The organism is Streptomyces luteireticuli (assembly GCF_041519305.1).
GTDB classification, from domain to species: domain Bacteria; phylum Actinomycetota; class Actinomycetes; order Streptomycetales; family Streptomycetaceae; genus Streptomyces; species Streptomyces luteireticuli.
On record NZ_CP167927.1, the window covers coordinates 47475 to 72431 of the forward strand.

General features: G+C 74.3%; 19 protein-coding genes and 1 pseudogene. 8 read left to right on the forward strand and 12 right to left on the reverse strand.

From position 1 onward, the window contains the following. The first annotated feature begins 47 nt into the window (after positions 1-47). From AB8735_RS00195 to secD, 3 genes are all read left to right on the forward strand, one after another. The gene (locus AB8735_RS00195) at positions 48-614 is read left to right on the forward strand and encodes a DJ-1/PfpI family protein (protein ID WP_372404167.1); all 567 of its coding nucleotides are present in this window, start codon (positions 48-50) and stop codon (positions 612-614) included. A 68-nt stretch (positions 615-682) separates the two neighbouring features. Next, positions 683-1093 carry a hypothetical protein gene (locus tag AB8735_RS00200; protein WP_372404168.1) on the forward strand — a complete coding sequence of 137 codons (411 nt, stop codon included), beginning with the start codon at positions 683-685 and terminating at the stop codon, positions 1091-1093. A gap of 75 nt (positions 1094-1168) precedes the next feature. Continuing rightward, positions 1169-3472 carry a protein translocase subunit SecD gene (gene secD, locus AB8735_RS00205; protein ID WP_372404169.1) on the forward strand — a complete coding sequence of 768 codons (2304 nt, stop codon included), beginning with the start codon at positions 1169-1171 and terminating at the stop codon, positions 3470-3472. A gap of 78 nt (positions 3473-3550) precedes the next feature. Here the strand turns inward: secD and AB8735_RS00210 are convergent, their stop codons facing one another. After that, positions 3551-4003 carry a nitroreductase family deazaflavin-dependent oxidoreductase gene (locus AB8735_RS00210; protein ID WP_344021384.1) on the reverse strand — a complete coding sequence of 151 codons (453 nt, stop codon included), beginning with the start codon at positions 4001-4003 and terminating at the stop codon, positions 3551-3553. A 181-nt stretch (positions 4004-4184) separates the two neighbouring features. Then, on the reverse strand, positions 4185-4859 hold the full coding sequence (locus AB8735_RS00215) for a hypothetical protein (protein ID WP_372404171.1): 675 nt from the start codon (positions 4857-4859) through the stop codon (positions 4185-4187). A gap of 390 nt (positions 4860-5249) precedes the next feature. Between AB8735_RS00215 and AB8735_RS00220 the strand changes: the two genes are divergently transcribed. Beyond that, the gene (locus tag AB8735_RS00220; protein ID WP_344021389.1) at positions 5250-5750 is read left to right on the forward strand and encodes a peptidylprolyl isomerase; all 501 of its coding nucleotides are present in this window, start codon (positions 5250-5252) and stop codon (positions 5748-5750) included. A gap of 55 nt (positions 5751-5805) precedes the next feature. Here the strand turns inward: AB8735_RS00220 and AB8735_RS00225 are convergent, their stop codons facing one another. The 6 genes from AB8735_RS00225 to AB8735_RS00250 all read right to left on the reverse strand — a co-directional run bounded on the left by AB8735_RS00225 (position 5806) and on the right by AB8735_RS00250 (position 14256). After that, positions 5806-7446: an SAM-dependent methyltransferase gene (locus AB8735_RS00225; RefSeq protein ID WP_372404173.1), complete on the reverse strand. Its 1641-nt coding sequence runs from the start codon at positions 7444-7446 to the stop codon at positions 5806-5808. Further along, on the reverse strand, positions 7436-8542 hold the full coding sequence (locus tag AB8735_RS00230; protein ID WP_372404174.1) for an enolase C-terminal domain-like protein: 1107 nt from the start codon (positions 8540-8542) through the stop codon (positions 7436-7438). Before AB8735_RS00230 ends, AB8735_RS00225 begins: the two co-directional genes overlap by 11 nt. Positions 8543-8592: 50 nt before the next feature. Beyond that, positions 8593-9816 carry an MFS transporter gene (locus AB8735_RS00235; protein ID WP_372404176.1) on the reverse strand — a complete coding sequence of 408 codons (1224 nt, stop codon included), beginning with the start codon at positions 9814-9816 and terminating at the stop codon, positions 8593-8595. A gap of 30 nt (positions 9817-9846) precedes the next feature. Then, positions 9847-11427 (reverse strand): right-handed parallel beta-helix repeat-containing protein, encoded by a 1581-nt coding sequence (locus AB8735_RS00240; protein ID WP_372404177.1) that lies wholly within the window; start codon positions 11425-11427, stop codon positions 9847-9849. A gap of 172 nt (positions 11428-11599) precedes the next feature. Further along, on the reverse strand, positions 11600-13270 hold the full coding sequence (locus tag AB8735_RS00245) for a M4 family metallopeptidase (protein WP_372404178.1): 1671 nt from the start codon (positions 13268-13270) through the stop codon (positions 11600-11602). Positions 13271-13473: 203 nt separating this feature from the next. Beyond that, positions 13474-14256, reverse strand: a complete 783-nt coding sequence (locus AB8735_RS00250) for an NADPH-dependent FMN reductase (protein ID WP_372404180.1) — start codon at positions 14254-14256, stop codon at positions 13474-13476. Positions 14257-14366: 110 nt separating this feature from the next. Between AB8735_RS00250 and AB8735_RS00255 the strand changes: the two genes are divergently transcribed. The 4 genes and pseudogenes from AB8735_RS00255 (at position 14367) to AB8735_RS00270 (ending at position 19853) form a co-directional block, all read left to right on the forward strand. Further along, a complete protein-coding gene (locus AB8735_RS00255; protein ID WP_344021397.1) occupies positions 14367-15365 on the forward strand; it encodes a LacI family DNA-binding transcriptional regulator in 999 nt (332 codons plus the stop codon). Between the two features lie 24 nt (positions 15366-15389). Beyond that, positions 15390-16997 carry a sugar ABC transporter ATP-binding protein gene (locus AB8735_RS00260; protein ID WP_372404181.1) on the forward strand — a complete coding sequence of 536 codons (1608 nt, stop codon included), beginning with the start codon at positions 15390-15392 and terminating at the stop codon, positions 16995-16997. Continuing rightward, positions 16987-18884, forward strand: a pseudogene (locus AB8735_RS00265) (substrate-binding domain-containing protein). Before AB8735_RS00260 ends, AB8735_RS00265 begins: the two are co-directional and overlap by 11 nt. Positions 18885-18914: 30 nt before the next feature. Then, on the forward strand, positions 18915-19853 hold the full coding sequence (locus tag AB8735_RS00270; protein WP_372404183.1) for a ribokinase: 939 nt from the start codon (positions 18915-18917) through the stop codon (positions 19851-19853). 19 nt (positions 19854-19872) lie between these two features. Here AB8735_RS00270 and AB8735_RS00275 read toward each other — a convergent pair whose 3' ends face one another. The 4 genes from AB8735_RS00275 to AB8735_RS00290 all read right to left on the reverse strand — a co-directional run bounded on the left by AB8735_RS00275 (position 19873) and on the right by AB8735_RS00290 (position 24723). Next, positions 19873-20256 (reverse strand): hypothetical protein, encoded by a 384-nt coding sequence (locus AB8735_RS00275; RefSeq protein WP_372404184.1) that lies wholly within the window; start codon positions 20254-20256, stop codon positions 19873-19875. A 43-nt stretch (positions 20257-20299) separates the two neighbouring features. Next, positions 20300-21265: a ParB/RepB/Spo0J family partition protein gene (locus tag AB8735_RS00280; protein ID WP_372404185.1), complete on the reverse strand. Its 966-nt coding sequence runs from the start codon at positions 21263-21265 to the stop codon at positions 20300-20302. A gap of 165 nt (positions 21266-21430) precedes the next feature. Next, positions 21431-22714, reverse strand: a complete 1284-nt coding sequence (locus AB8735_RS00285) for an FAD-dependent monooxygenase (RefSeq protein ID WP_372404186.1) — start codon at positions 22712-22714, stop codon at positions 21431-21433. Next, positions 22711-24723 (reverse strand): prenyltransferase/squalene oxidase repeat-containing protein, encoded by a 2013-nt coding sequence (locus AB8735_RS00290; protein WP_372404187.1) that lies wholly within the window; start codon positions 24721-24723, stop codon positions 22711-22713. The genes AB8735_RS00285 and AB8735_RS00290 overlap by 4 nt, the downstream gene beginning before the upstream one ends. Positions 24724-24957 lie beyond the last annotated feature (234 nt).

A 24957-nucleotide genomic window follows, 5' to 3' on the forward strand; every position in this document is an offset into this window, starting at 1 on the left:
CCCTGGTCCAGCCCTGTCCAGTCCGGTCCTGTCCCGAGGAGCGCAGCATGCCCAAAATCCTGATTCTCACCGGTGACGCCGCGGAGGACCTGGAGGTCCTCTACCCGTACCAGCGGCTGCTGGAGGAGGGGTACGAGGTGGACGTCGCCGCGCCGTCGGTGAAGAAACTCCAGTTCGTGGTGCACGATTTCGTGCCGGGCTTCGATACGTACACCGAGAAGCCGGGGCACAGCTGGGACTCGGATGTGGCCTTCGCGGACGTGGCGCCGGAGGCGTACGCGGCCCTGGTGATCCCGGGCGGGCGGGCGCCGGAGTATCTGCGGCTGGACGCCGATGTCCAGCGGATCGTGCGGCACTTCTTCGAGGCGGACAAGCCCGTGGCGCAGATCTGCCACGGCGCGCTGACGCTCGCGGCGGCCGGGGTGCTCGACGGCCGGCGCACCGCCGCGTACCCGGCCTGCGCGCCGGAGGTGCGGCTGGCGGGCGGGACGTTCGTCGACGCGGAGGCGGTGGTCGACGGGAACCTGGTCTCGGCGCGGGCCTGGCCCGACCATCCGGCGTGGATGCGGGCGTTCGTGGGTCTGCTGCGGGAGAAGGCGCCGGTTGCGTCCTGAGGCCGGGGCGTTAGGCTGGGCGTGATCCGCCGCAGGGGCGGCCGATCGGGTGGGGAACGGGGGGCCGGGTGAACGACCGCCTGCGCCGAGGGCCGTTGCGCGCCCTCGTTCTCGTTCTCGCCGGGCTGTGGGCCCTGTTCACGGCCGGTGGCGCTCCGGCGACGGCGGCCGGCTCCGGCTCCGCGACGGGGTCCGTGGCCGTCGTCGCGCACAGCACCGGTCGGCTCTCCGTCCAGGTCCGTGCGCCGCACGGCCGGACCGTGGCCGAGGCGCCGACGCGCGCCCACGCCGCGCAGGCGCATGTCCGTCAACCGCACTCCCCCGGGCTCCCCGAGGCCCTGCCCGGCCCGGTGACGGGCCCGCTCGCGCCGCGGCCGGTGCCGGGCGAGGTCGTCGGGCTGCGGCAGGGGCGGGCCCCGCCCGCCGCGGCGCACTCCCCCCGGCTGACCCGGGGTCCTCCTTCCCTTCGGAGCAACTGACGCCCAGGGCGCGGCCGCCGGTACACCACCGGGAGGCCGGCGCTCCGCCTCCGTATGCCCTGAAGGGGAGAACCCATGTCGTCCCGCGCCTCGTTGTGGCGTGCGCTGTTCGCGCTCGTCGCCGTTGCCGCCTCGTTGTACTTCGCCCTCACCAGCCCCGCCCGCCTCGGTCTCGATCTGCGCGGCGGCACCCGGATCGTGCTGGAGACCCGCGACTCACCCCCTGCCCGTGCCGACGCCGCGTCCACCGACCGGGCGTTGGAGGTGCTGCGGCAGCGGGTGGACGCGCTCGGTGTCGCCGAGCCGTCGCTCGTGCGCTCCGGCGAGCGCCGCGTCGTCGTCGAACTGCCCGGTGTGCAGGACCCGCGCCGGGCCGTGGACGTGATCGGCCGCACCGCCCAGCTGACCTTCCATCCGGTGCTCCCCGCCGCCGCGTCCGGCGGAGCAGCGCGGACCCTGCCGGACCCGGACGCCCCCGGGCAGTCGCTGCGTCTGGCCCCCGCGGCCCTGACCGGCAAGGACGTCAAGGACGCGAAGGCGCTCCTGGACACGGCGTCCGGTGCCGGCTGGACCGTGGACCTGGCGTTCCGCGGCAGTGGTGAGAAGGCGTGGGCGCGCGTCACCGGCGACGCCGCGTGCGCCCCGCCCGGCGACGTCTCCCGCCGGGTCGCCATCGTCCTCGACGACCGGATCGTCTCGGCGCCGGGGATCAGGGAGAGCGTGGCGTGCGGCACCGGGATCCGGGGCGGCAGCACACAGATCACCGGCGGCTTCTCCGCGTCCGAGGCCCGGGGCCTGGCGGCCCTCGTCAAGGGCGGCGCCCTGCCGGTGCCCGTCGACGTGGTCGAGCGGCACACGATCGGCCCGACGCTGGGCGCCGAGGCGATCCGGGCCGGCGCGGCCGCGGCGGTGATCGGGCTGGTGTGCACGGCCGTGTTCGTGGTGGCCGTCTACCGGCTGCTCGGTCTGCTGGCCACCGTCGCGCTCGGCCTGTACGGGCTGATCTCGTACGCCGCGCTGGTCGCGCTGGGCGCCACGCTCACCCTGCCGGGGCTCGCGGGCTTCGTCCTGGCGGTGGGCATGGCCGTGGACGCCAATGTGCTGGTCTTCGAGCGGACCCGGGAGGAGTACGCGCGGGCCGCCCGGCGTTCGCGGGGGCTGCCGGATCCGGGCGGCCCGCTGCGGCGGGGCTTCGCGAAGGCGTGGAGCGCCGTCGTCGACTCGAACGTGACGACCGTCCTCGCCGCCGGGCTGCTGTTCCTCTTCGCCACGGGCCCGGTGAAGGGCTTCGGGGTGACGCTGACCGTGGGCGTCGTGGCGTCCATGGTCTCGGCGCTCGTCATCACCCGGGTGCTCGCGGAGTGGGCGCTGCGGAGCGACCGGGTGCGGCGCCGGCCGCGGCTGGCGGGGGTCGTGCCGGGCGGGCGGGTGCGGGCCTTCCTCGCGCGGCGCGCCCCGCGGCCGATGCGGTACCGGCGGGTCTGGCTGGGGGTCAGCGCGGGGCTGGTGGTGCTGGCGGCCGCCGGTGTGCTGGTGCGGGGGCCGCAGTTCGGGGTGGAGTTCACCGGCGGACGGGTGGTCGCGTACGGCACGGCCCGGTCGGTGGACGTGGAGGAGGCGCGGTCGGCCGTCGCGGACGCGGGGTTCCCGCGGGCGGTGGTGCAGAAGTCCGGGGACGGCGACGTCCTCGTCCGTACCGGCGGGACGACCGACGGGGAGCAGCAGCGGATCCGCCGGTCCCTGGAGGCGGCGGTGGGTCCCGTGACGGTCGAGCGCGACGAGCGCGTCGGGCCGAGCATCGGGAAGGAGCTGCGGGGCAAGGCACTGCTGGCGCTGGGCGGCGCGGTCGCGGCCCAACTGGTCTATCTCGGCGTGCGGTTCCGCCGGACGTTCGCGGTGGCGGCGGTGGCCGCGATGGTGCAGGACGCGGTGCTGGTGGTGGGGCTGTTCGCCTGGCTGGGCCGGCCCATGGACAGCGTCTTCCTGGCGGCGCTGCTGACGGTCATCGGCTACTCCGTGAACGACACGGTGGTCGTCTTCGACCGGATCCGTGAGACGCGCCGGACGGGGGCGGCCGGGCGCGGGGGTGTCGAGGGCCTGGCGTCGGTGGTCGACGGGGCGATCGTGCAGACGGTGCCGCGGACGGTGAACACGGGCATGGGGGTGCTGTTCGTCCTCACCGCGCTGGCGTTCCTGGGCGGTGACGCGCTGGGCGACTTCTCGCTGGCGCTGCTGGCGGGCGTGGTGTTCGGGATGGGGTCGACGGTGCTGACGGCCGCGCCGCTGGCCGTGGTCCTGGAGGGACGTCGTCCGGCGCCCGCCCCGTCGGCGCCGCGGCCGCGCGCGCGGTCGCGGAGGGATTCGGGGGCGGTGGTGTAACGGCCGCGGGGCGCGGGAGTTGGCGCCACGGTCACGGGCACGTCCGGTGCCGCCGCGCGGGCGGCACCGGGGCGGGCGTCAGTGGCCGCCGGGGACGGGCTCCAGGACGAAGACCGGGATGACCCGGTCCGTCTTCTCCTGGTATTCCGCGTAGGGCGGGAAGGCGGCGACCGCCCGCTCCCACCACCGGGCCTTCTCGTCGCCGGTGATCTCCCGGGCCCTCATGTCCCGGCGCACGGTGCCGTCCTGGAGCTCGACCCTCGGGTCGGCCACGACGTTGTGGTACCAGACCGGGTGCTTGGGGGCGCCGCCGAGGGAGGCGACGACGGCGTACGTGCCGTCGTGCTCGACCCGCATGAGCGGCGTCTTGCGGATCTTCCCGCTTTTGGCGCCGCGGGTGGTGAGGATCACGACGGGCAGGCCGGTGTCGCGCAGGGTCGTGCCTTCGGTGCCTCCGGAGCCCTCGTACTTCTCGACCTGCTCCCTGACCCACTGTTCGGTGCTGGGTACGTACTCGCCCTCGAGCGGCATGCGTCCTGTCCTCTCCTCGGCTTTCACACGACTGCGGTCTCGAACACCGCGGTGGCGCACGGCGGTTCCGGTGCCGCCGGACCATGCTGTCACCCGGGGGCGGAAGCGGTCGTTCTCCGGGGCACCGTGTCCGGAAACAGCCGGAGGCACCGGTTCATTCCCGACGTGCGCGCCGGCCGGGCTAGTTGACGCCGAGGCGGGTGAGGGCGGTGGTCCAGTCCGTGACGATGGCCTGCTGGGCGGCGCCGAGAGTGACCGTGCCGGAGCAGATGGCGGTGTGGAGCTTGGACTCGACGACGTCCTTGGGGTTGTTGGGGCCGCCGCCGGGCCGGTGCCCCGGGGACGGCGGCTCGACCCACAGGTTGCGCGGGTCGTTGGGGTCGCCGCCGAGTTCGAGGCTGACGAGGTGGTCGTACTCCGCGTCGTGCGGGTCGCCGGTGTAGCCGTAGGAGCGGGCGTTCGCGGTCTTCTCGGGACCCGTGACGGAGACCGGCGGGCGGATGCCCTTGGTGTAGCCGGAGGGGCGGCAGATCGTCCGGGCCAGGGTGGCCTGGGTGACGTCGGGGTTGAGGGCGCCGGGGGTGCAGGACGGGTCCTGGAGCGGCTCGCCGCCGGACGTGTGGCGGAAGTGGCAGGTGCCGGGGGCGGGCTGCTGCTGGACGGTGTACTTCTTCTGCGGTCCCGGGCCCGTCGGTATGGACGTGCCGGGAGCGCGGTCGGTGGGCCGGGTCCGCGGCGGGTGCTTCTTCCCCGCGCCGAGGGCGGCCGTTCCCTGGCCGGAGGCTCCGGCGCAGCCGGTGGTGAGGGTGAGCAGCAGCAGGGCTGCGGTGGCAGTTCGGGCAGGACGGATACGCACGGGACCCCCGGATGTGACGAACATGTGAGCTGGCGCCGAAAACGTACTTCGCGGAAGGGAAGCCGCTCCCCGTCCTCCGGGAAAGCCCCGGTCAATTCCTGACAGGGCCAGGTCAAACCTGTCGTCCCGTACCCCCGGCTGTCCCCGCGGGCCCGTTATGTGCAAGGGTGATCCCTGCCGCCGCTGCCGACGCGCGCGCTCGTGTGGTGCTCCCTCCGTGGCAGCGGGAGTGACTCCTGTGGTGTTCCGTCGGCCGCCGGGGGCGACGACAGCCTTGGGCTGATCGGGCGAGCCGCGCGGTGTGGCTCGCCGATCGGCTCGAACCGACCCCTGTTTCGTGGGTTCCCCGCACGCGGGTCCCCTCGGAAACACCACACAAGGAGCACACACATGGCCGAGACCGGAGCGAACGTCTACTTCGACGTCACCGTGAACGACGAGCCCATCGGGCGCATCGTCTTCAAGCTGTTCGACGACGTCGTGCCGAAGACCGCCCGCAACTTCCGCGAGCTGGCGACCGGTGAGCACGGCTTCGGCTACGCCGGCTCGCCGTTCCACCGCGTGATCCCCGCGTTCATGCTCCAGGGCGGTGACTTCACCCGGCAGAACGGCACCGGTGGCAAGAGCATCTACGGCGAGAAGTTCGCGGACGAGAACTTCCAGCTCAAGCACGACCGCCCGTTCCTGCTGAGCATGGCCAACGCGGGCCCGAACACCAACGGTTCGCAGTTCTTCATCACCACGGTCGTGACCGACTGGCTGGACGGCAAGCACGTCGTCTTCGGCGAGGTCGTCGAGGGCCAGGACGTCGTCAAGCAGGTCGAGGCCCTGGGCTCCCGCTCCGGCGCCACCGCCGCCAAGATCGCCGTCAAGGAGTCCGGCACCCTGTAAGCCGGTTCCGGGGCCTCGGCCCCACGTCACGCCGGGGCGGCCGCCGCCACCTCCGCTACTGCCGCTCGGCCGTGACGAAACTGCGCTTCGCGGACACGTAGCCGGCGGGCCGGCCGTACGCCATGGCCGCCTCGGCGCGGTCGTGCCAGGCCGCCCGCCAGCCGCGTCGCGCCAGCCAGTCCACCGGGTCCTCGGGCAGTCCGCCCTTCCAGAGCGCGAAGACCGACGCCATCTCGGGGACCGTGGCCGCCCTGCCGTGCGGGGACGTGTCGCCCGCACCGAGGCCGTGGGTGAGCGCCAGCCGGCTGCCGGGGGCGGCGAGCGCCCCCGCCCGTTCCAGCAGCCGGGCCGCGTCGGCCGCCTCCAGATACACCAGCAGCCCCTCGACCAGCCATGCGCTGGGGCGGGCCGGGTCGAATCCGGCGTCCGTCAGCGCGGCCGTCCAGCCGGGCCTCCGCAGATCCGCGGCGAGGGCCGTCCTGCGCGCCCTGGGCACGGCCGCCCGTTCGGCCAGCACCCGTTCCTTGAAGGCCAGTACCTCGGGCATGTCGATCTCGTAGCAGACCGTGCCGGCGGGCCAGTCCAGACGGTACGCGCGGGTGTCCAACCCTGCTGCCGGGAGGACGACTTGACGGCAGCCGTCGGCGGCGGCGCGCCGGACGAAGTCGTCGAAGAAGCGGGTGCGGACGACGAGGTGGTGCAGGATCTGCACGAGCCCGGGCGACGGGGCGTCGCCGCCGGGCCGCTCCCTCCCCTGTCCGGCGGCTTCCACGAAGGCGGCCGCGTAGGGGTCGTCGAACAGCCGGTCCGGGCGGTGGCTTTCCAGCATGCGGGCGTGGGCGACGGCGAGGGCTGTGCGGCCCACGCCTTCGGGTATGCGGTGGTTGCTGCTGCTCATGCCGCCGCATGGTAGGCGGGGTTGCCCGCCCCGGGCCTCCCTTTCGCCGTTTCCCGATCCGTCCCCTACGGCACCAGCGTCTCCGGCAGCAGGGCCGCCGTCCACCGGCACGCAGGCCCCGTTGACGTACGAGGCCCCCGGGCCGGCCAGGAACGCCACCGCCTCCGCGACCTCCTCCGGCCCGCACAGCCGGCCCAGCGGATACGCCGTCAGGATGCGGGCCCGCTCCCCCGCGTCCTGCCAGCGGTGCGCGTTCCGGCCGACGGCCACGAAGCCCGGCTCGACGACATTGCAGCGCACACCCAGCGGCCCCCACTCGGCCGCCGCGGCCCGGGCCAGGGCCGCCAGGCCCGCCTTCGCCACGGCGTAGGCGCCCATCCCCGGCGCGGCGCCGTGCGCGTGCACCGAGCCGATCAGCACGATCGCGCCGGGCCGCCCCGCCCGTCGGCGAACGAGTTCCGCGCCCGCCTGCCAGGCGGAGACCAGGCCGGTGTCGAGCACCGAGCGCAGTGCGTCGGCCGTCAACTCCGCGAGCGGTGCCCGCGCTTCGCCGAGCAGGGCGTGCACCAGGACGGCGGGGGCGCCGCCGGCCGCGTCGTACGCCCGGGCCAGGACGTCCCCGTCCGTGGCGTCGCCGACGACGGGCACGCAGTGCGGCAGGCCGCGCACCGCCTCGTCGCGGTCGACGGCGACGACCCGCGCCCCTCCCCCGGCCAGCCGGGCCGCGCACGCGCGCCCGATGCCGCCGGCGGCGCCCAGGACGACCGCGGCGCCGGGTCCGCCGGTCTCAGTGGACACCGGCCGTCCCCAGGACGGGAGTCAGCCCCAGCCCCGGGGCGTCGCCGAGGGTGTAGCCGGCGCCCGTGAGGGGTTCGGGCGGGATGCTGGTCCTGTGCACGGGCGTCTCGCCGTACATCGCCTCCAGGGGGAGTCCGTCCGAGAGATGGGCGGTGAGGTGGGCCGAGGCGGCCGTGGCGACCGGGCCGCCGAGGTTGTGCAGCGAGACGCGCGCGCCGTGGTCGGTGGCGAGGCCGGCCAGGCGCAGGAGGCCGAGCGGGCCGCCGGCGTGCTTGACGTCCGGCAGGAGCACGTCGAGGGCGCCCGCGCGCAGGGCGGGCAGGATCTCCCGCGCGGTGCCGGCGAACTCGCCGCCCGCGAGCGGGATGCCGAGCGCGTCCCGGATGCGCAGCAGGTCGCCGGGGGCGGACAGCGGGGCCGCGTCCTCCAGCCAGCCGGGCCTCAGCCGGGTGAACTCCTCGGCCCTGGCGAGGAAATGACGGGGTTTCAGGAGGTGGTGGGCGTCGAGGAGCAGGGTGCGGCCGGGGCCGATGGCGTCGCGGACGGCGTGCGCGATCTCCAGGCCGCGTTCGAGGCGGTGGGGGGTGTCCAGGCCGTCGAAGGGGGCGCACTTGACCGTGCGGTGTCCCTCGGCGACGGCCCGGGCGGCGAGTTCGGCCGCGGCCTGCGGGGTCCGCGCGGTCAGCGCGCGGTTGATGTTGGCGTAGAGGGGGACGCGGGTGCGGCGGGGGCGGGGGGCTCCGGCGCGGCGGGCGAGCCACGCCCCCAGGGGCGCGCCGGCCGTCCGGGCCGCGGAGTCGGCGAGCGCGGTGGCGAGGCCGCCGAGCACCGTGCGGCGGTGCAACCGCCCGGTGGGATACCGGCCGTGGCCCGACCAGGCGTCCCCGGCGCGGTCGAGGACATCGGTGGCCTCCTGGGGGCCCAGCCCCGCGACGAGCGGGGCGAGACCGGCCAGCAGCCGCCGGGCCTCGGAGGCGGGAATGTCGGAGCACTCGCCCCAGCCCGGGGCGCCTCCGACGGGGTGGACGAAGACGAACAGCCAGGTGGTGCGCGGGGTGACGGGCACGGTGTGGAGCCGGGGTCCGGGCTGGGTCATGGCGGGGCCTTCCCTGGGGGTGGGTTCCGGGTGCGGCGGGCGGGGGACGCTCACCGCTCCTCCCGCTGCGCCGTTGCGTCGAGTTCCTCCAGCGACCGTCCCGTCGTCGCCAGGAAGGGGGCCGCGGCCACGACGGCCGCGCACAGGGCGTACGCCGTGGCGTAGAGGGCGACGGCCCGCAGGCCGAAGCGGTCCAGGAGGTGCGGGACGAGGAGGATGTTGAGGGCGATCATCAGCCGGGTGACGCACTGGGCAATGCCGGATCCGAGGCCGCGGAGCTCGGTGGGGAACAGCTCCGAGCTCCAGACCCAGGAGAGGACTCCGGGGCCGAGCCAGGTGAGCAGCGCGTAGCAGAGGTAGGCGGTGAGGAGGACCGGTGTGCCGGTCCGTCCGGCCAAGGCGAGGACGAGCCCGGCGAGGAAGACGCCGAGGCAGGTGGCGATGCCCAGGGCGCGGCGGTTGACGCGGTCGATGATGCGGGCGCCGGCGGCCACCGCGAGGAAGCCGGCGGTGAAGCCGCCGAGGGAAAACAGCAGGGCGTGTTCGGTGCCGATGCCGGTGGACTCCATCACCAGGGGGCCGGCGATGGTGGCGACGGCGCCGCCGAAGGCCTGGAGGGCGAAGAACGCGGTGACGGCGGCCAGCCGCGCTCCGGCGCGCCGGGTGAACAGGGCGCGCCAGGAGCGTGACGGGCGGCCGGCGGGGGCGGGGGGTGCGGCGAGGCCGAAGAGCCAGCGCCAGGTGTCGTCGCCGGCCACGGGCTTCAGGGCGAGGGCGACGAGGACGCTGGTGATCGCGCCGCCGAGCCACATCAGGTTGGGGAGGGAACCGGCGATGCGGCCGCGCCGGGCGGTGGGGGCGATCTCGGCGAGGAAGGCGTGGGAGGTGGGGATGTCCATGCCGACGGCGACGCCGATGAGGAAGCGGGCGGCCATCAGCTGCCAGACCTCCGTGACGAAGGCCGAGGCGAGGGAGACCGCGACGAAGAGGGCGAGGTTGACGACGAAGATCACCTTGCGGCCGAGCCGGTCGGAGAGGTCACCGAAGACCACGAGGCCGACGGCCGTGCCGAGGAAGGCGATGGCGCCCAGCCGGCCGGTCTGGTCCGCCGTGAGGCCGAAGTCGGGCTTGAGGAACAGCAGGGCGGCGCCCATGACGAGCAGATCGTAGCCGTCGATGAACTCGCCGAAGGCCACCAGGCGCGGCGTCCAGGTGCGGGTCCACTGGGCGCGGGCCGCGGTGGGGGCGGGCGGGGCGGCGGTGGTCGGGGGCATGGTGGCGGTGCTCTCCGGGTGACGGTCGGGTCAGTGGTCGTGGAAGCCGAGGGCGGGCGGTGTGCCGAGGGCGGTGCCGAAGAAGTCGCGTCCGCCGTCGTCGGCGAGGGGCGTTCCGGCGCGGCGGGCGGGCGAGTCGGGCAGCAGCCGGTAGGCGGCGGGGTCGGTGGTGCCGGGGCCGGGCGCGGTGAGCAGGGGCGCTTCGGTGAGGGTGTGGGTGGCCGCGGGTGGTACGGGGATGTGGTGGAGGAGGTTGTGGTCGAGGACGAAGGAGGGGTCGTCGAGGGTCCAGGCGAGGGTGCCGGCGTCGGTGCCGCTGCCGCGGACGATGTTGTTGGTGAACTGCACGTCCAGGGTGCCGGGTCGGGTGGCGTTCTCCAGGACGAGCCGGTGGGTGGCGCCCTGGGGCACCCGGGGCAGCTGGATGGTGTTGTTGTGGATCCTGCCGCGTTTGAGCCCGCCGGAGCAGATCTGGAAGGTGCGGGCGCGGTCGTTGACGGAGAGGTTGTAGCGGATGGTGAAGTCCTCGGCGTTGCCCGGTACATCGGCTCCGTAGGGGCAGAGGAGGAAGAATCCTCCGGCGTTGTCCGAGGAGACGTTGTACTGGAAGGTGACCTGCCGGGTGGAGTGGTCGACGTCGAAGCCCTGGCCGTCGCGGTCGGTGGCGCCGCCGGAGGAGCGGTTGTACTGGAAGGTGATCCGGTCGCTGTTGGCGGTCCACATCCCGGCGTTGACCGATCCGGCGCGTTCGTCGAAGCCGTCGAGGGTGTTGTGCTGGACGAGGGCGTCGGCGGTGCTCTTGACGGCCAGGCCGTCCCCGCCGGTGGAGGAGAGGGTGTTGCGCTCGACGAGCAGTCCGGTGTGGGGGTGCCAGGGGGCGGTGCACAGGCCGTTCCAGAACGTCGCCAGCTGGGGTCTGCGGCACCAGTTGGACCACAGGTAGATGCCGGCGCGGTCCACGGAGCGGAGGGTGTTGTCGCGGAGGGTGAGGCCGGTGAAGGCGGAGGGGACCGTGCTGCCGAGGGCCTCGGCGACGATGCCGCCCGACGCACCGGCGTATTTGCCGTTGGCCGCGTTGCCGCCGGTCCGTGCGGGGAGCACGCCGCGGACGTCGTGGATGTCGAGGCGTTCGAGGGTGATCCCGGGGAGGTCCCCGGAGTCGACGGCCTGGAGCCAGACGCCGCGGCGCGCGGTCGTGTTGTCGCCGGGCGCGGTCAGGTCGAGGTCGGAGACGGTGATGTGGGCGGCGTTGCGCAGCCATACGGCCGCGAGGTTGCCGTCGGCGTCGATGCGCGGCTTGGCGCCGTCGCCGTACGCCCCGTAGCCGATGGGCGCTTCCGGGGTGCCGGAGGTGTGGAGGTACAGCTGTCCCCGGCAGGTGGTGCCGCGCCGGAAGAGCACGCGGTCGCCGGGGGCGGGGGTCTGCGCGTTGAGCGCCGGGATCGAGTTGACGGGGCTGTCGGGGCTGCCGGTGCCGGACGACGGGGCGGAGCAGTCGACGTGGACGGTGCGGGCGGCCGCGGCGGCCGCGGCGGCCGGGGCACCCGGGGCGAGGACGGAGGCCAGGGACGCGGCGGCGAGCGCGAACAGGACGGTGCGGCGGACGGGCATGGGCGGCTCCTCGGGTGCGTGCCGCAAGAAAATAGGAGGGTCCCGGCGGGGGTCAACGCCCGCCGGGCTCCTGCCATCAGCCCGTCATGTGCGCTTCGCAGGGGCGCAACGCGACGGGCCGCCGCACGCCGGGAAGGCGTGCGGCGGCCCGTCAGGGGCGCGGGGAGAGACGTCAGTTGACGTTGACAGCGGTCCAGGTGGCGCCGACCACCTGGTACTCGTTGCTGTCCTGCCCGTAGAGGTCCGCCGCGGCCTTGAGCGTCGCCTGGCGCGCCGCCGCGTAGTCCGTGCTGGACGTCATGTACGTCGTCAGCGCCTTGTACCAGACGGCCAGGGCCTTGTCGCGCCCGATGCCGGGGACGGAGGAGCCGTCGTACGTGGGGCTGTTGTAGCTGAAGCCGTTGATGGTCTTGCTGCCGCTGCCCTCGGAGAGCAGGTAGAAGAAGTGGTTGGCGATGCCGGACGAGTAGTGCACGTCCACGTTGCCCGCGTCGGGGCTCCAGTAGTCGAGCGAGGAGCCGTCCTTGCTCGGCTGGTCCATGTAGCGCAGCGGGGTGCCGTCGCCGTTGATGTTGATCTGCTCGCCGATGAGGTAATTGGCCGGCGTCTTGGCATTGTTGGAGAAGAACTCCACGCCGGTGGCCATGATGTCGCTGGTGGCCTCGTTGAGGCCGCCGGACTCGCCGCTGTACTCCAGGCCGGCCGTGGCGGAGGTGACGCCGTGGGTCATCTCGTGGCCGGCGACGTCGAGGGAGGTCAGGGGGTGGGTGTTGCCGGACCCGTCACCATAGGTCATGCAGAAACAGGAGTCGTCCCAGAAGGCGTTGACGTAGCTGCTGCCGTAGTGGACGCGGGAGAACGAGGCGACGCCGTCGTTGCGTATGCCGTTGCGGCCGAAGACCTTCTGGTAGAAGTCCCAGGTCTGCTGCGCGCCGTAGTGGGCGTCGACCGCCGCGGTCTGGCGGTTGCTCGCGCTGCCGTTGCCCCACGTGTCGGTGGAGTTGGTGAAGAGCGTGCCGTTGCCGGAGGTGCCGCCCCTGAGGTCGGTGGTGCGGTGGCCGCCGCGGGTGTTGTCGACCATCTGGTAGCCGCTGCCGCTCTTGGCGGTGCCGATGGTGACCTTGCCGTTGTACTGGCCGGTGCCGGTGCCGGTCTCGATGCCGTCGAAGGAGTAGAGCTTCTTGCCGGTGATGGCGTCGGTGATGATGTGCAGGACGCTGGGCGTGCCGTCCTTCTGGACGCCGCGGACGACGGACTCCCAGGCCAGGACGGGCTTGCCGGAGGCGGCCCAGATGACCTTGCGGGAGGAATCGGCGTCGGCCTTGGCCGACTTGACGCCGGAGGCGGCGCGCAGCGCGCTCTTCTGCGCGGTGGCGGCGGGCACCTCGGGCGTGGTGCTGGGCACGGATATGGGCTTGGACGTGGCCTTGGTGACGGTCCGCTTGCCGCCCTTGACGTGGACGACGAGGTCGCCGCCGAGGACGGGCAGCCCGTCGTAGGTGCGGTCGTAGCGGGTGTGCACGGTGCCGTCGGCGTCCTTGACGACGTCCTTGACGACGAGGCGTTCGTGGCCGCCCAGGCCGAGCGAGCGCGCGGCGGCCGAGGCGCCGTCGCGCGCCTCGGATATCAGCGCGGTGCGCCGGTCCGGGGACTGCCGCTGGGCCCCGGTGGTGTGGGACGGGGAGGGGTCGGCGAGCGCGGGGCCCGCCTGGGCGGCCGCGGCCACCACGGCGGCGAGGGCGACGAGGGTGGCGCCGCGTCTGACGGTGCGGGACGAACGGGTGCTGCTGTGGGGGGTGTTGTTCACGCGAACTCCTTCGGCTCGGCCGCCGGGTGCGGCCATGGAGGGACGAACGGCGGTGTTGCGCCGTTGTGGTGCACGTGGTCCGAGCCGAGAGTGCCACCCGATTCGCGTTCTTGACAGGTTCACGATGAAAACATGGGAGGGAGTTGACCGATGAACGTTCCCCCGCGTTCGCTATCCGGACATCAACCGTCCATCCAGGCAGGGGCGTTGCGGTCCGTCCCCCTCCCCTCACACCCCGTTCATTCGGCCCGCCGGAACGCCGGGTCGGGGCGCTGGCCCAGATACTCCACCCACGCCTTCTTCGCGCACGGGTAGCGGACGATCGCCTCCACCAGGTCCATGTAGCCGCGGACGTTCTCCTCGAACTGCTCCTGGAGCGTCCCGTGCGCGAGGCGCCCGTCCTCGCCGAAGGCGGTGGCCGACTGGGCGAGGGAGAACATGTCGGGGTGCACCCGGGCACCGAGGGCCTCCAGCGGGACGCGCAGCGCCCACAGGCTGCGGTTGCCGCCGGTCCGGGAGGGCGAGGCCGACATCAGCAGGCCGAGGCGCTCGTTGAACGGCTGCGGCCGGAAGCGGGACGTCCAGTCGATGAGGTTCTTCAGCACGCCCGGCACGGACGCGTTGTACTCCGGCGAGGAGATGACGAACGCGTCGTGGTCCAGGAGCCTGCTCCGGAAGCGCTCGGCACCGTCCGGGATGCCGTCGGACACCTCGTGGTCCCCGTGGTAGCCGGGCACGTCGAAGTCGCCGATGGTCGCGACCTCGGCGGTGCCGCCGCGCTCCTCGATGACGGAGGCGGCCAGCCGCGCCAGCCGGGTGTTCCACGAATCGGCGCGGGCGGAGGCGCTCATGACGAAGTAGCTCAGGTTCCGGCCGGTGTGCGGAGGTGTGGCCATCGCGGTGCCTTCCGACGGGGTGTCAGGTCGATGGGGCCATGGTGCGGCGGCGGTCCGCCGCGGGCGGGCGGTCACGGCCCGGGCCGGGGCGATGACACCCGGCCGGCCCAGGACCACCACCGCCATGTGATGCGCACCACCGCCCGCACGCCTTGACGCACCCTTGATGTAATCGATTACCTGTCCCCGCGAAATCGATTACACGGATCGATCGCACAAGACCGGGGAGGCCCACGATGGCGACCATCAAGGACGTGGCCGACCGGGCCGGCGTCTCCGTCGCCACCGTCTCGCGCGTCCTCAACGGCCGCTCCCCCGTCGCCGGGACGCGCGACCGCGTCCTGGCCGCCGTGGCCGAGCTCGGCTACCGGCCCAACGTGGTGGCCCGGGCGCTGCGCACGGCGCGCACCCGGACGCTGGGCCTGGTCATCGGCGATCTGCGCAACGCGTTCTTCACCGAGCTGGCCGACGCCGTCGAGCAGGAGGCCCGGCGGCTGGGCTACGGCCTGGTCATCGGCAACGCCGGCGAGAGCCCGGAGCAGCAGGACGACCTCGTCCGCACGCTGCTGGACCGGCGCATCGACGGCCTGCTGGTCAGTTCGGCCGGCCAGGGATCGGCGACGCTGCACGAGGTCGTGGCCTCCGGTACGCCGCTGGTCCTGCTCGACCGGCCGGTGCCCGGGGTCGACGCCCCGTGCGTACGGGCCGGGGGCGGCGCGGCGCTGACCGAACTGGCCGCGCATCTGGCGTCCCTGGGCCGCCGCCGGCCGGCCGTGATCGTCGCACCGGCCGGGACGCCGGTCGGGGACGAGCGGCTGGAGTGCTTCCGCTCGGCGCTGGCCGGGCACGGCATCGCGCTGCCGCCGGAGCTGGCCGCGTCGTCGCCGGACATGACGCCCGCCGGGGGGCGGCGGATGATGCGGCGGCTGCTGGAGCTGCCGGAACCGCCGGACGCGGTGCTGGCCGCGGACAACCTGATGGCGCTCGGCGCCCTGGACGAGCTCCGGGCGCGCGGACTGCGCGTCCCGGACGACGTGGCGCTGGTGGCGTTCGACGACGTGCCCTGGTTCGCGCACACCTGCCCGCCGCTGACCGCCGTGGCCCAGCCGACGCGGGAGCTGGGCCGGGCGGCGGTGCACACGCTGCTGGAACGGATCGAGGGCCGTCCGGCCGCGTCCGTGCTGTTGCCGGCCCGGCTGGTGGTGCGCCGCTCGTGCGGCGAACCGTCCCGCTGAGGCCGCCGAGATGAGGAGAGGCGAATGACCGGCGTCAACGGCGACGTGCGGGACAGCCGCGAACGGCCGCCCGGCGGGGCGGAGTTGCTGCGCGTCGAGGGGGTCACCAAATCCTTCCCGGGAGTGCGGGCCCTGGACGGGGTGGACCTGGCGCTGCGCGCGGGCGAGGTGCATGTGCTGCTCGGCGAGAACGGGGCCGGCAAGAGCACGCTGATCAAGATGCTCGCGGGGGTGCACCGTCCCGACGAGGGGCGGATCGTGGTGGACGGCGAGGAGGTGGCCATCCGTTCCGCGCAGGACGCGGAGCGGCTGGGGATCGCCACGATCCACCAGGAGTTCAACCTGGTGCCGGGACTGTCGGTGGCCGAGAACCTCTTCCTGGGACGGCAGCCGCGCACCGCGCTCGGGCTGGTGGACCGGCGGGCGATGCGCGAGCGGGCCGCGCGTCTGCTGGAGCGGGTGCGCCTCGACGTCTCCCCCGCGGCGCCGGTCGCGGGGCTGGGGATCGCCCAGCTGCAGATGGTGGAGATCGCCAAGGCGCTGGGCACGGCCGCCCGGGTGCTGGTCATGGACGAGCCGACGGCGGTGCTGACCTCCTCGGAGGTGGCGACCCTGTTCGGCATCGTGCGGGAGCTGCGCGACAGCGGGGTGGCGGTCGTCTTCATCACCCATCACCTGGAGGAGATCGCCGCGCTCGGGGACCGGGTGACGGTGCTGCGCGACGGCCGGTCGGTGGCCGAGGTGGCCGCGACGGTGTCCGAGGACGAGCTGATCCGGCTGATGGTGGGCCGGGAGATCGGCGAGCAGTATCCGCGCCGCCGCCCGGAGCCGGGTGCCCCGCTGCTGCGGGTGCGGGGGCTGACCCGGCGGGGCACGGACGGCGGGCCCGGTTTCGAGGACGTCGGCTTCGAGGTGCGCGCCGGGGAGGTCGTGGGGCTGGCCGGGCTGGTGGGCGCGGGCCGCACGGAGGTGGCGCGGGCCGTCTTCGGGGTGGACCGGTACGACGCCGGGACGGTCGAGGTGGACGGCCGGGCGCTGGCCCGGGGAGACGTACGGGCCGCGATGCGGGCCGGGCTGGGGCTGGTGCCGGAGGACCGCAAGGCCCAGGGGCTGCTGCTGGACGCGCCGTTGGACGAGAACCTGACGCTGGCCCGGCTGGACCGCGACACCCGCGGCGGCTTCGTCGACCGCCGGGCGCAGCGCCGGGAGGCGGCGGCGATGGCGGGCCGGCTGAAGGTGCGGATGAGCGGGCTGGGGCAGTCGGCGCGGACGCTGTCGGGCGGCAATCAGCAGAAGGTCGTCATCGGGAAGTGGCTGCTGGCCGGTGTCCGGCTGCTGATCCTCGACGAGCCGACGCGCGGCGTGGACGTGGGCGCGAAGGTGGAGATCTACCAGCTCGTCAACGAGCTGACGGCGGCGGGCTGCGGAGTCTTGATGATCTCCAGCGACCTGCCGGAGGTGCTGGGCATGAGCGACCGGGTGCTGGTGATGGCGCAGGGCCGGATCGCCGGCGAACTGTCGCCGGCGGACGGGCCGGTCGGCCAGGACGCGGTGATGGAACTGGCCGTCCGGGTGCCGGGTGCCAGGGACAGAGGGAACGAGAGCGCGATGGAGGGCTCCGATGTCGGCTGAGGTGCTGCGGGTGCCGGGGAGCACTCCCGGGCAGTGGTTCACGAGGGCGGTGCTGCGCAACGGTCCGCTGGGCGGTCTGGCCGCGCTGGTCGTGGTGATGGCCGTCCTGTCGAAGGACTTCTTCAACGGACAGAATCTGCTGAACGTCGGGGTGCAGGCGTCGGTGACGGCGATCCTGGCGTTCGGGGTGACGTTCGTGATCGTGTCGGCGGGCATCGACCTGTCGGTGGGGTCGGTGGCGGCGCTGTCGGCGACGGTCGTCGCCTGGGCCGCGACGTCGCAGGGACTGCCCGTGTGGGTGGCGGTGCTGCTGGGGCTGGCGGTGGGTGCCGTGGCGGGGCTGGTCTCGGGGGCGCTGGTGGCCTATGGCCGGCTGCCGGCCTTCATCGCCACGCTGGCGGTGCTGTCGGTGGGCCGGGGCCTGGCCCTGGTGATCTCCGGTGGTTCGCCGATCGCGTTCCCCGCCTCGGTGAGCCGGCTCGGGGACACGCTCGGCGGCTGGCTCCCGGTGCCGGTGCTGGTGATGGCCGCGATGGGGCTGCTGGCGGCGCTGGTCCTGGCCCGTACGTACACGGGCCGGGCGATGTTCGCGATCGGCGGCAACGAGGAGGCGGCCCGGCTGTCGGGCATCGACGTCAAGCGCCGCAAGCTGGTGGTCTACGCGCTGTCGGGGCTGTTCGCCGCCGTCGCCGGCATCGTGCTGGCCTCCCGGCTGACCTCCGCGCAGCCGCAGGCCGCGGTCGGCTACGAGCTGGACGCCATCGCCGCCGTCGTCATCGGCGGGGCGAGCCTGTCGGGCGGTTCGGGCAAGGCGTCGGGCACGCTGATCGGTGCCCTGATCCTCGCGGTGCTGCGCAACGGCCTCAATCTGCTGAGCGTTTCGGCGTTCTGGCAGCAGGTGGCGACGGGGCTGGTCATCGCGGTGGCCGTGCTGCTGGACACGCTGCGCCGGCGGAGCGCCCGGTGAGGCGGCGGGTGCGGGCCGTCGGGCTGCTGGCGGCGTGCGCGCTGACGGTGCCGGCCGTCGCGGGCTGCGACCGGGGCGGGAACACGGATCTGGGGCTGGCGCTGTCCACCCTCAACAACCCTTTCTTCGTGGGCATCAAGAAGGGTGCGCAGGCCGAGGCGGCAGCCCGTGGCCTGAAGATCAACATCACGGACGCGCAGAACGACCCGGTGCAGCAGGTCAATCAGATGGAGACCTTCACCAGCCAGGACGTCAGGGCGGCCGTGATCAACCCGGTCGACTCCGACGCGGCGGTGCCGGCCGTCGGGGTGGCCAACCGGGCGAAGGTGCCGGTGATCTCCATCGACCGCGGGGTCAACGGCGGGACGGTGGGCACGACCATCGCCTCCGACAACGTCGAGGGCGGCCGGATCGCGGCCCGGGCGCTGGCCGCGTCGATGGGCGGCCGGGGCAAGGTCGCCGTCCTGGAGGGGCAGCCGGGCACCTCCGCCGCGCGCGAGCGCGGGAAGGGCTTCGACGAGGGCATCCGGGCGTATCCCGGGATCGAGGTGGTGGCCCGTCAGCCGGCCGACTTCGACCGGACCAAGGGCATGGACGTGATGTCCAACCTCCGCCAGGCGCACGGCGATCTGACCGGGGTCTTCGCCGCCAACGACGAGATGGCGCTCGGCGCGGCGAAGGCGCTGGGCGCGGACGCGGGCCGGAAGGTGCGGATCGTCGCCTTCGACGGGACCCCCGACGGGATCGCGGCGGTGCGCGGCGGCACGCTGACGGCGACGGTGGCCCAGCAGCCGGCCCTGCTGGGCCGGCAGGCGGTCGCCTGGGCGGTCCGGGCGGCGGACGGCGAGCGGCTGCCGCGCACCGTGAAGGTGCCGGTGGTGCTGGTGACGCGGGAGAACGCGGCCCGGTTCACGGACTGAGCGGGCTGAGCACGAGGAGTGGGAACGGAAGTGACTGTGGTGACGGGCGAGAGCGACGCGACGCGGGCGTACGACGTCCTGGTGGTCGGTTCGGCCAACGCCGATCTGGCGGTGCGGGTGGACCGGCGGCCGGGGGCGGGCGAGACCGTGCTCGGCACGGATCTGGTGGAGTCGGCGGGCGGCAAGGGCGCCAATCAGGCGGCGGCCGCGGCCCGGTTGGGGGCGCGGACGGCCCTGCTGGCGCGGGTCGGCGACGACGCGTACGGCGAACTGCTGCTGGACGCGCAGCGGTCGGCCGGGACCGATGTGCGCCACGTCCGGGTCGAGGGCGGCGCGCGCACGGGTACGGCGATGATCGTGGTCGGCCCGGACGGCGACAACGCGATCGTCGTCTCCCCCGGCGCCAACGCCCGTCTGTCGCCGGACGACGTGGCGGCCGCGGCGCCGCTCTTCGCCGCCTCGGCGGTGGTCTCGCTCCAGCTGGAGGTCCCGCCGGCGACGGTGCGGGCGGCGGCCGCGCTGGCCGGGGAGGCGGGCGCGCGCGTGGTGTTCAACCCCTCGCCCGTGCCGGACGCACTCGATCCGGAGCTGCTCGCGGCGGCCGATCCGCTCGTCGTCAACGAGCACGAGGCGCGCCTGCTGTCCGGTGACGCGGCGGGAAGTGCGGCGGACCGGGCCCGGGTGCTGCGCGAGCGGGGTGCCCGTTCGGTCGTCGTCACCCTCGGCGGCGAGGGTGCCCTCGCCCTGGACGGCACGGCGCCGGAGCCGGTGGCCGTGCCCGGTGTCGCCGTGCGCGCCGTGGACACCACGGGCGCCGGGGACGCGTTCACCGGCGCGCTGGCCGCGCAACTGGCGGGCGGCGCGCCGTTGGTGGAGGCGGTGCGGTTCGCGGTACGCGTCGGCGCCGCCTCCGTGACGCGGGCGGGGGCGCAGTCGTCCTACCCGTCCCCGGACGAACTGCCGTCCTGACGCCGGGTGTCGGCGCCGCTCACTCCCCGGCGGCCAGCCAGCGCAGTCGTCCGTCCCAGGGGGCCACCCGGCAGGTGAGTTTCACTCCGGCCGCGGAGACGGCCTTGGCGCCCTTCTGCCGGCACTTGCGGTGCGGTTCGTTGCAACTGCCCTTTTTCTTGCCGGGTATCTTCTGGCAGTTCTTGGCGACGGCCGCCTGCTGTCCTCCGGCCGGGAGGATGCCGTAGGGGGCGGTAGGCGCCTTGCCGGGCGCCGACGCCGTCGCCACCGACGGGTGCGCCACGTGCGCTTCGGCCGCGGAAGCGCCGGTGCCGAAGGCCGTGGACGCACTCAGCAGGGCGGTGGCGAGGGCGAGGGGGGCGGCGAGTCGCGCCGCGCGTGCGGTGATTCTTCGAGGCTTCACAGGGTTTGAGTGTAGACGGCAACTGGTGGGCGGCTCCGTCCTTTCACAGATAGGGGCGCAGCGCTTCGGAGAGTTCTCTGAGGCCCCGTGTGTCGAGGCCGGCGGCCAGGGTCCTGGCCTGGTCGCGCGGGGTCGTGCCCAGTCTGCGGACCAGAAGGGCCGCGGCCGGGACGACGGAACGGGGGAGGCCGGGGCGGTACGGGTACGGGCGTCGCGGGATGCCGGGGAGCGGCGGCCGGGCGCTGTCCGTGGGCAACGGGGGCCTGATGGACGGGGGCACGGGCGGGGACACCGGCGCCGGGGGCGGTGGAGCGGGAGTGCGTTCCGCTTTCCGCTGTTCCCTCGTGGTCCTCCAGTGGGCCAGCAATTCCCCCGTGCTCAGCTCGGGATGCTGTTTGTGATGACGGGCCAGACGGCGGCCCTCCCTTTCGGGGAGTTCGCCGGAGCTGAGCATGCCCTGGATTTCCTGGGGGAGGCGCAGGAGGGCGAGCTGGTTGGTGACCCAGGAGCGGTTGTGCCCCAGGCGGGCCGCCGCCCGGCTCTGGGCCCCCAACGCACCTTGTTCCGCACAGATGTCGACGAGCTGCCGGACTCCGCGGGCGCGTTCCATGACGTCGAAGTCCTCGCGTTGGAGGTTCTCGGCCAGTACGTGGTTGACGAGGTCCTCGCGGGAGGTCGCCAGGTCGTCGCGCAGGGCGAGGTCCAGGGTGGCGAGGCCCACGTGCAGGGCGCTGCGGTAACGGCGTTCGCCGTTGATGAGGACGTATTCCGCGGTTCCGACGGCCTCGGTGTGCTCGGGCCACAGGGCCGTGTAGGCGCGCCGCGTCATGGCGACGCAGGGCGCGAGCTGGGCCCTGCGCAGGCTTTCGCCGAGGGCCGTCCGTTCCGCCGCCGTGCCGAAGGCGCGGCGCGGGTTGAGCGGGGTGGGTGCGACGGCGGTCAGCGGAACCTTGCGCAATTCGTATGCGCCGCCCGGCGGCAGGGGCTCCGGAGGATCGACGGCTTTCATACACACCCTTCGGGAAACATGGCGCACGCGGTCCGACAGCCATTTCCGATCATTCGATTGCAATGTACATCGACATGACCGGCGGTGGGCATGTGAAGTTTTCTATGGGGGGTTAGGCCGCGTCTATCGCCAATACGCCCGGCTTTTAGGGACAGTGACGGGAATTCAGGTCACCGGCCCCGGTGTACGGCTCATCCACCGCAGCCAGCCCATGCAGTCGGCGATCCCCCGGTATCCCTCCCCCGCCGCGAGGCGTTCCCGCACGGTGCGGGCCGCGACGTGGAGAACGGCGCCGGCGAGGGCCGGGGTGCTGTGCTCCTCGACGCACAGGACGCGCATGGTGCGTTCGCGCTCGGAGGCGCTGGCGCGCAGGACGGCGTAGAGGCCGCGGCGGAGGTCGGCGGTGGGCCGGGCGGGGTCGCAGAACAGGCGGTGGAGCGCGGCGGCGAGGTGTTCGTGGGCGCGGACGGCGGCGGCGCGGCGGGCGGAGTGGGCGGTGAGGTCCCGTGCGCGGGCGAGGCATTCGGCGTCGCGCAGGGCGATGGTGAGGCCGGAGGCGGTGAGCGGGTGGCAGGTGCCGGCCGCGTCGCCGACCAGGGCGTGGCGGCCGCGTCCGTGGAAGCCGCGGGGGCGCAGGCGGTTGACGGCCCATTGCGGGGGCGTGTGTTCCAGCACCGCCCGCAGGGCGCGGGCCAGGGGGCCGGGCAGGGCGGGCGGGTAGGCGTGGCGCACGTACGACAGGAGCCGTTCGCCGCGCAGGGGAAGCAGGGGGACGTCCAGGGTCAGCCGTACGGTGCCGGCGTCCAGGCGGTAGGCCAGGACGGGGCCGGGGGCGCCGGCGAAGAGGTGGCCGTAGCCCTCCCGGGGCAGGGCGACGCCGTGCAGCAGCAGTCCGGCGGTGCGGGAGACCGTCGTCGCGGGTGCGGGGGCGGGGTGCAGGAGGCGGCGGACGAGGGAGGACTGGCCGTCGGCACCGACGATCCGGCGTGCGGGGACGCGGTGTTCGGGTCCGGACCCGTGGGTCCAGGTGACGGTGGCGCCGTGGACGGCGGTGACGCGGGCGCCGAGGGCGAGGGTGATGCCGGGGTGGGCGCCGGCCGCGGTGCGCAGGGCGGTGACGAGGTCGCGGTGGTGCAGGGAGGCGGCCCGGCCGCCCCGGGGGCAGGGCAGGGTGATCGGCGGGCCGCCGTCCTCGGGGTGGAGGACGAAGCCGCGGGCGGTGACGGGCCGGGCCGGGGCCAGGTCGACGCCCAGCCGGTGCAGGACGGCGAGGCCCTGGGGGTGGAGCCATTCGCCGGCCAGGCGCGCGGGGGCCCGGTGCGCGGCTTCCAGGAGGAGGACGCGCCGGCCGAGTTGGGCGTGGGCGAGGGCGGTGGCACAGCCGGCCGGTCCGGCGCCGACGACGGTCACGTCGAAGGAGGCCGTCACGTCGAAAGAGGCCGTCGTCATCGCCCCGTTCCGGTGGTCCAGGCACGGGCCGGCGATCCCGTCGCGGGGGTGGTGGTGGCGGTGGCGTGCAGGTAGCGGCCGAGGGCCAGAGTCGGGAAGTAGGCGGAGTAGAGGGGGTAGCGGAGCATCAGGGTCGCGAAGGAGACGCCGTTGACGTGGTCGTTCTCCCAGGATCCGTCGGGGCGTTGGTGGTCGCACAGCCAGCGGATGCCGCGGGCGACGGCGGGGTGGCGGGGGCCGAGGGTGTCGAGGGCGGCGAGGACGGCCCAGCTGGTCATCTCGGGCAGGCCGTGGTCGAGGGGGATGTGGCGTCGTTCCGCGCAGCCGCGCCAGTTCTCGCCCCATCCCCCGTCGGCGAGCTGGGTCGTGGCGAGCCAGCGGCCGAGGGCGGCCGGGGCCGGGTCGTCGGGGCGGACTCCGGCGGCGCGCAGTCCGCGGGCGGCGAGGAAGGCGGCGTAGGTGTGGTGGATGCCCCAGGTGCCGGTGAAGGAGCCGTCGGGGTTCTGGGCGGCGCGGAGGTAGGCGACGGCCCGGCCGGTCGCCGTCTCGGCGCGTCTGCGGTCGTCCGGGTCCAGGTGGCGGCGCAGGCGGGCGAGGGCCGTGAGGACGGAGCCGGTGCAGTCGACGGAGGAGCTGTCGGTCATGCAGCCGAGGAACATCTCGGTGGGGTTGAGCGCCTCCAGCCACCGTCCCGCCCGCTGCCGGTCGAGGGTGCCGAAGCCTCCGTCGCGGTTCTGCCGGTCCAGCAGGACGCCCAGTGCAGCGTGCAGGGAGTGCGGCGGCAGCGGGGGCGGGGCGGAACCGCCGTCGTCCAGAAGGGCGTTGAGGGCCTCGGCGGTGCAGTCGCCGACGGGCCAGCGGCTGTTGCCGTCGGAGAAGGCCCAGCCGCCGAGCACGGTGCGCAGCGGCGCGACCAGTCCGGTGTACGCGGTGACCTGGGCGCCGGCGAGGTGGGCGCGGGCGCGGAGCACCGCGTCGGGGACGTGGCCGGGGTCCGCGGCGAGGAGGGCCTGGGCGGCGAACGAGGTGTCCCAGACCGTCGAGCGGTCGCCGCAGATGCGTACGCCGCGCCGGGTGTCCGTCCAGCGCCAGTACGCGAGGCGGCCCACGGCGCCTTCGAGCAGCGGGTGGTGGGGGTCGCGGGCGTACAGCACGAGGCATTCGAGCAGGGCGTTGGCCGAGGACAGGCCGTGGTGGGGCGAGGCGTGCTGCTCGTCGGCGACGGCGCGGTGGCAGCGCTCCAGGGCGGCGCGGCGCAGTCCGCGGCTGTGCACGCGCTCCCAGCCGCGCAGGCAGTGCGTCAGGAGGCGCAGGGCGCGGCCGGGCGGGAAGTGCGCGTCGATGCCGGGGAGCGGTTCGCCGGTGCGGCCGCCGTGGGGGAAGAGCTCGTGGCGCAGCTCGGCGGCCAGCGGGCCCAGGTCGGCGGCGAAGCGCGTCCCGTAGAGGTAGGCCATGGCCTGGTAGAGCATGCGGGTCCAGCCCAGCAGGCGTGAGGGGTGCAGGGGTGCCCGGGCGGGGAGCAGCATGGCCTCGGGCGGGACGGGGGCGAGGTCCTCGTAGGGGACGAGGCCGAGGAGGGCCAGCCAGAACGTTCCCCACTGGGGCACGGCGGGTGCTCCGGGCAGGGCGCGGAGCCAGGCGGCGGCCTCGGCGGTCAGGGGGTCGGTGGGGGCGGCGCCGAGGAGGCGCAGGGCGAGGTAGGCGAGGGTGGTGGCGTAGGGCGAGGGCGGGCCCTGGGGGTGCAGGGCCCAGCCGCCGCCGGGGCTGCGGGCGGAGCGGAAGTGCTGGACGAGGCCCCGGCGGGTCGCCTCGTCGAGGGGGCGTTCCAGGATCCGCATGACGATGACGTACTGGGCGGTGCCGGTGGTGTTCCACTCCATCTCGCCCTCCCAGGAGCCGTCCTGGCGCTGGAGGCCGAGGAGTCTGGTGCGGGCGGCGTCGTGGGCGCTCCTGGCGCCGCGCGCCGGGACGGGGGCGCGGGAGTCACCCGTGGTGCCGGTGGTGGCCATCGAGGCGCTGCTCCTCGGAGTCCGTCTGTGGGGGTGGTGGGTCCGTCGTGAAGTCCCCTAGATGCTGGCGCCGGCCGGGGGCGGGAAAACGTAACTCATCCGAAAGAGCGAGGGGTTGACGGAGGAAGGACGGCGATACCGTCCCCCTTCACGGCAAGTGGCCTGATTTCGGACCGCTTTGACGGTTTCACCGCCAACGGCAGGGAACGTCCGGGCCGTTCCGGGCGTCCCTGG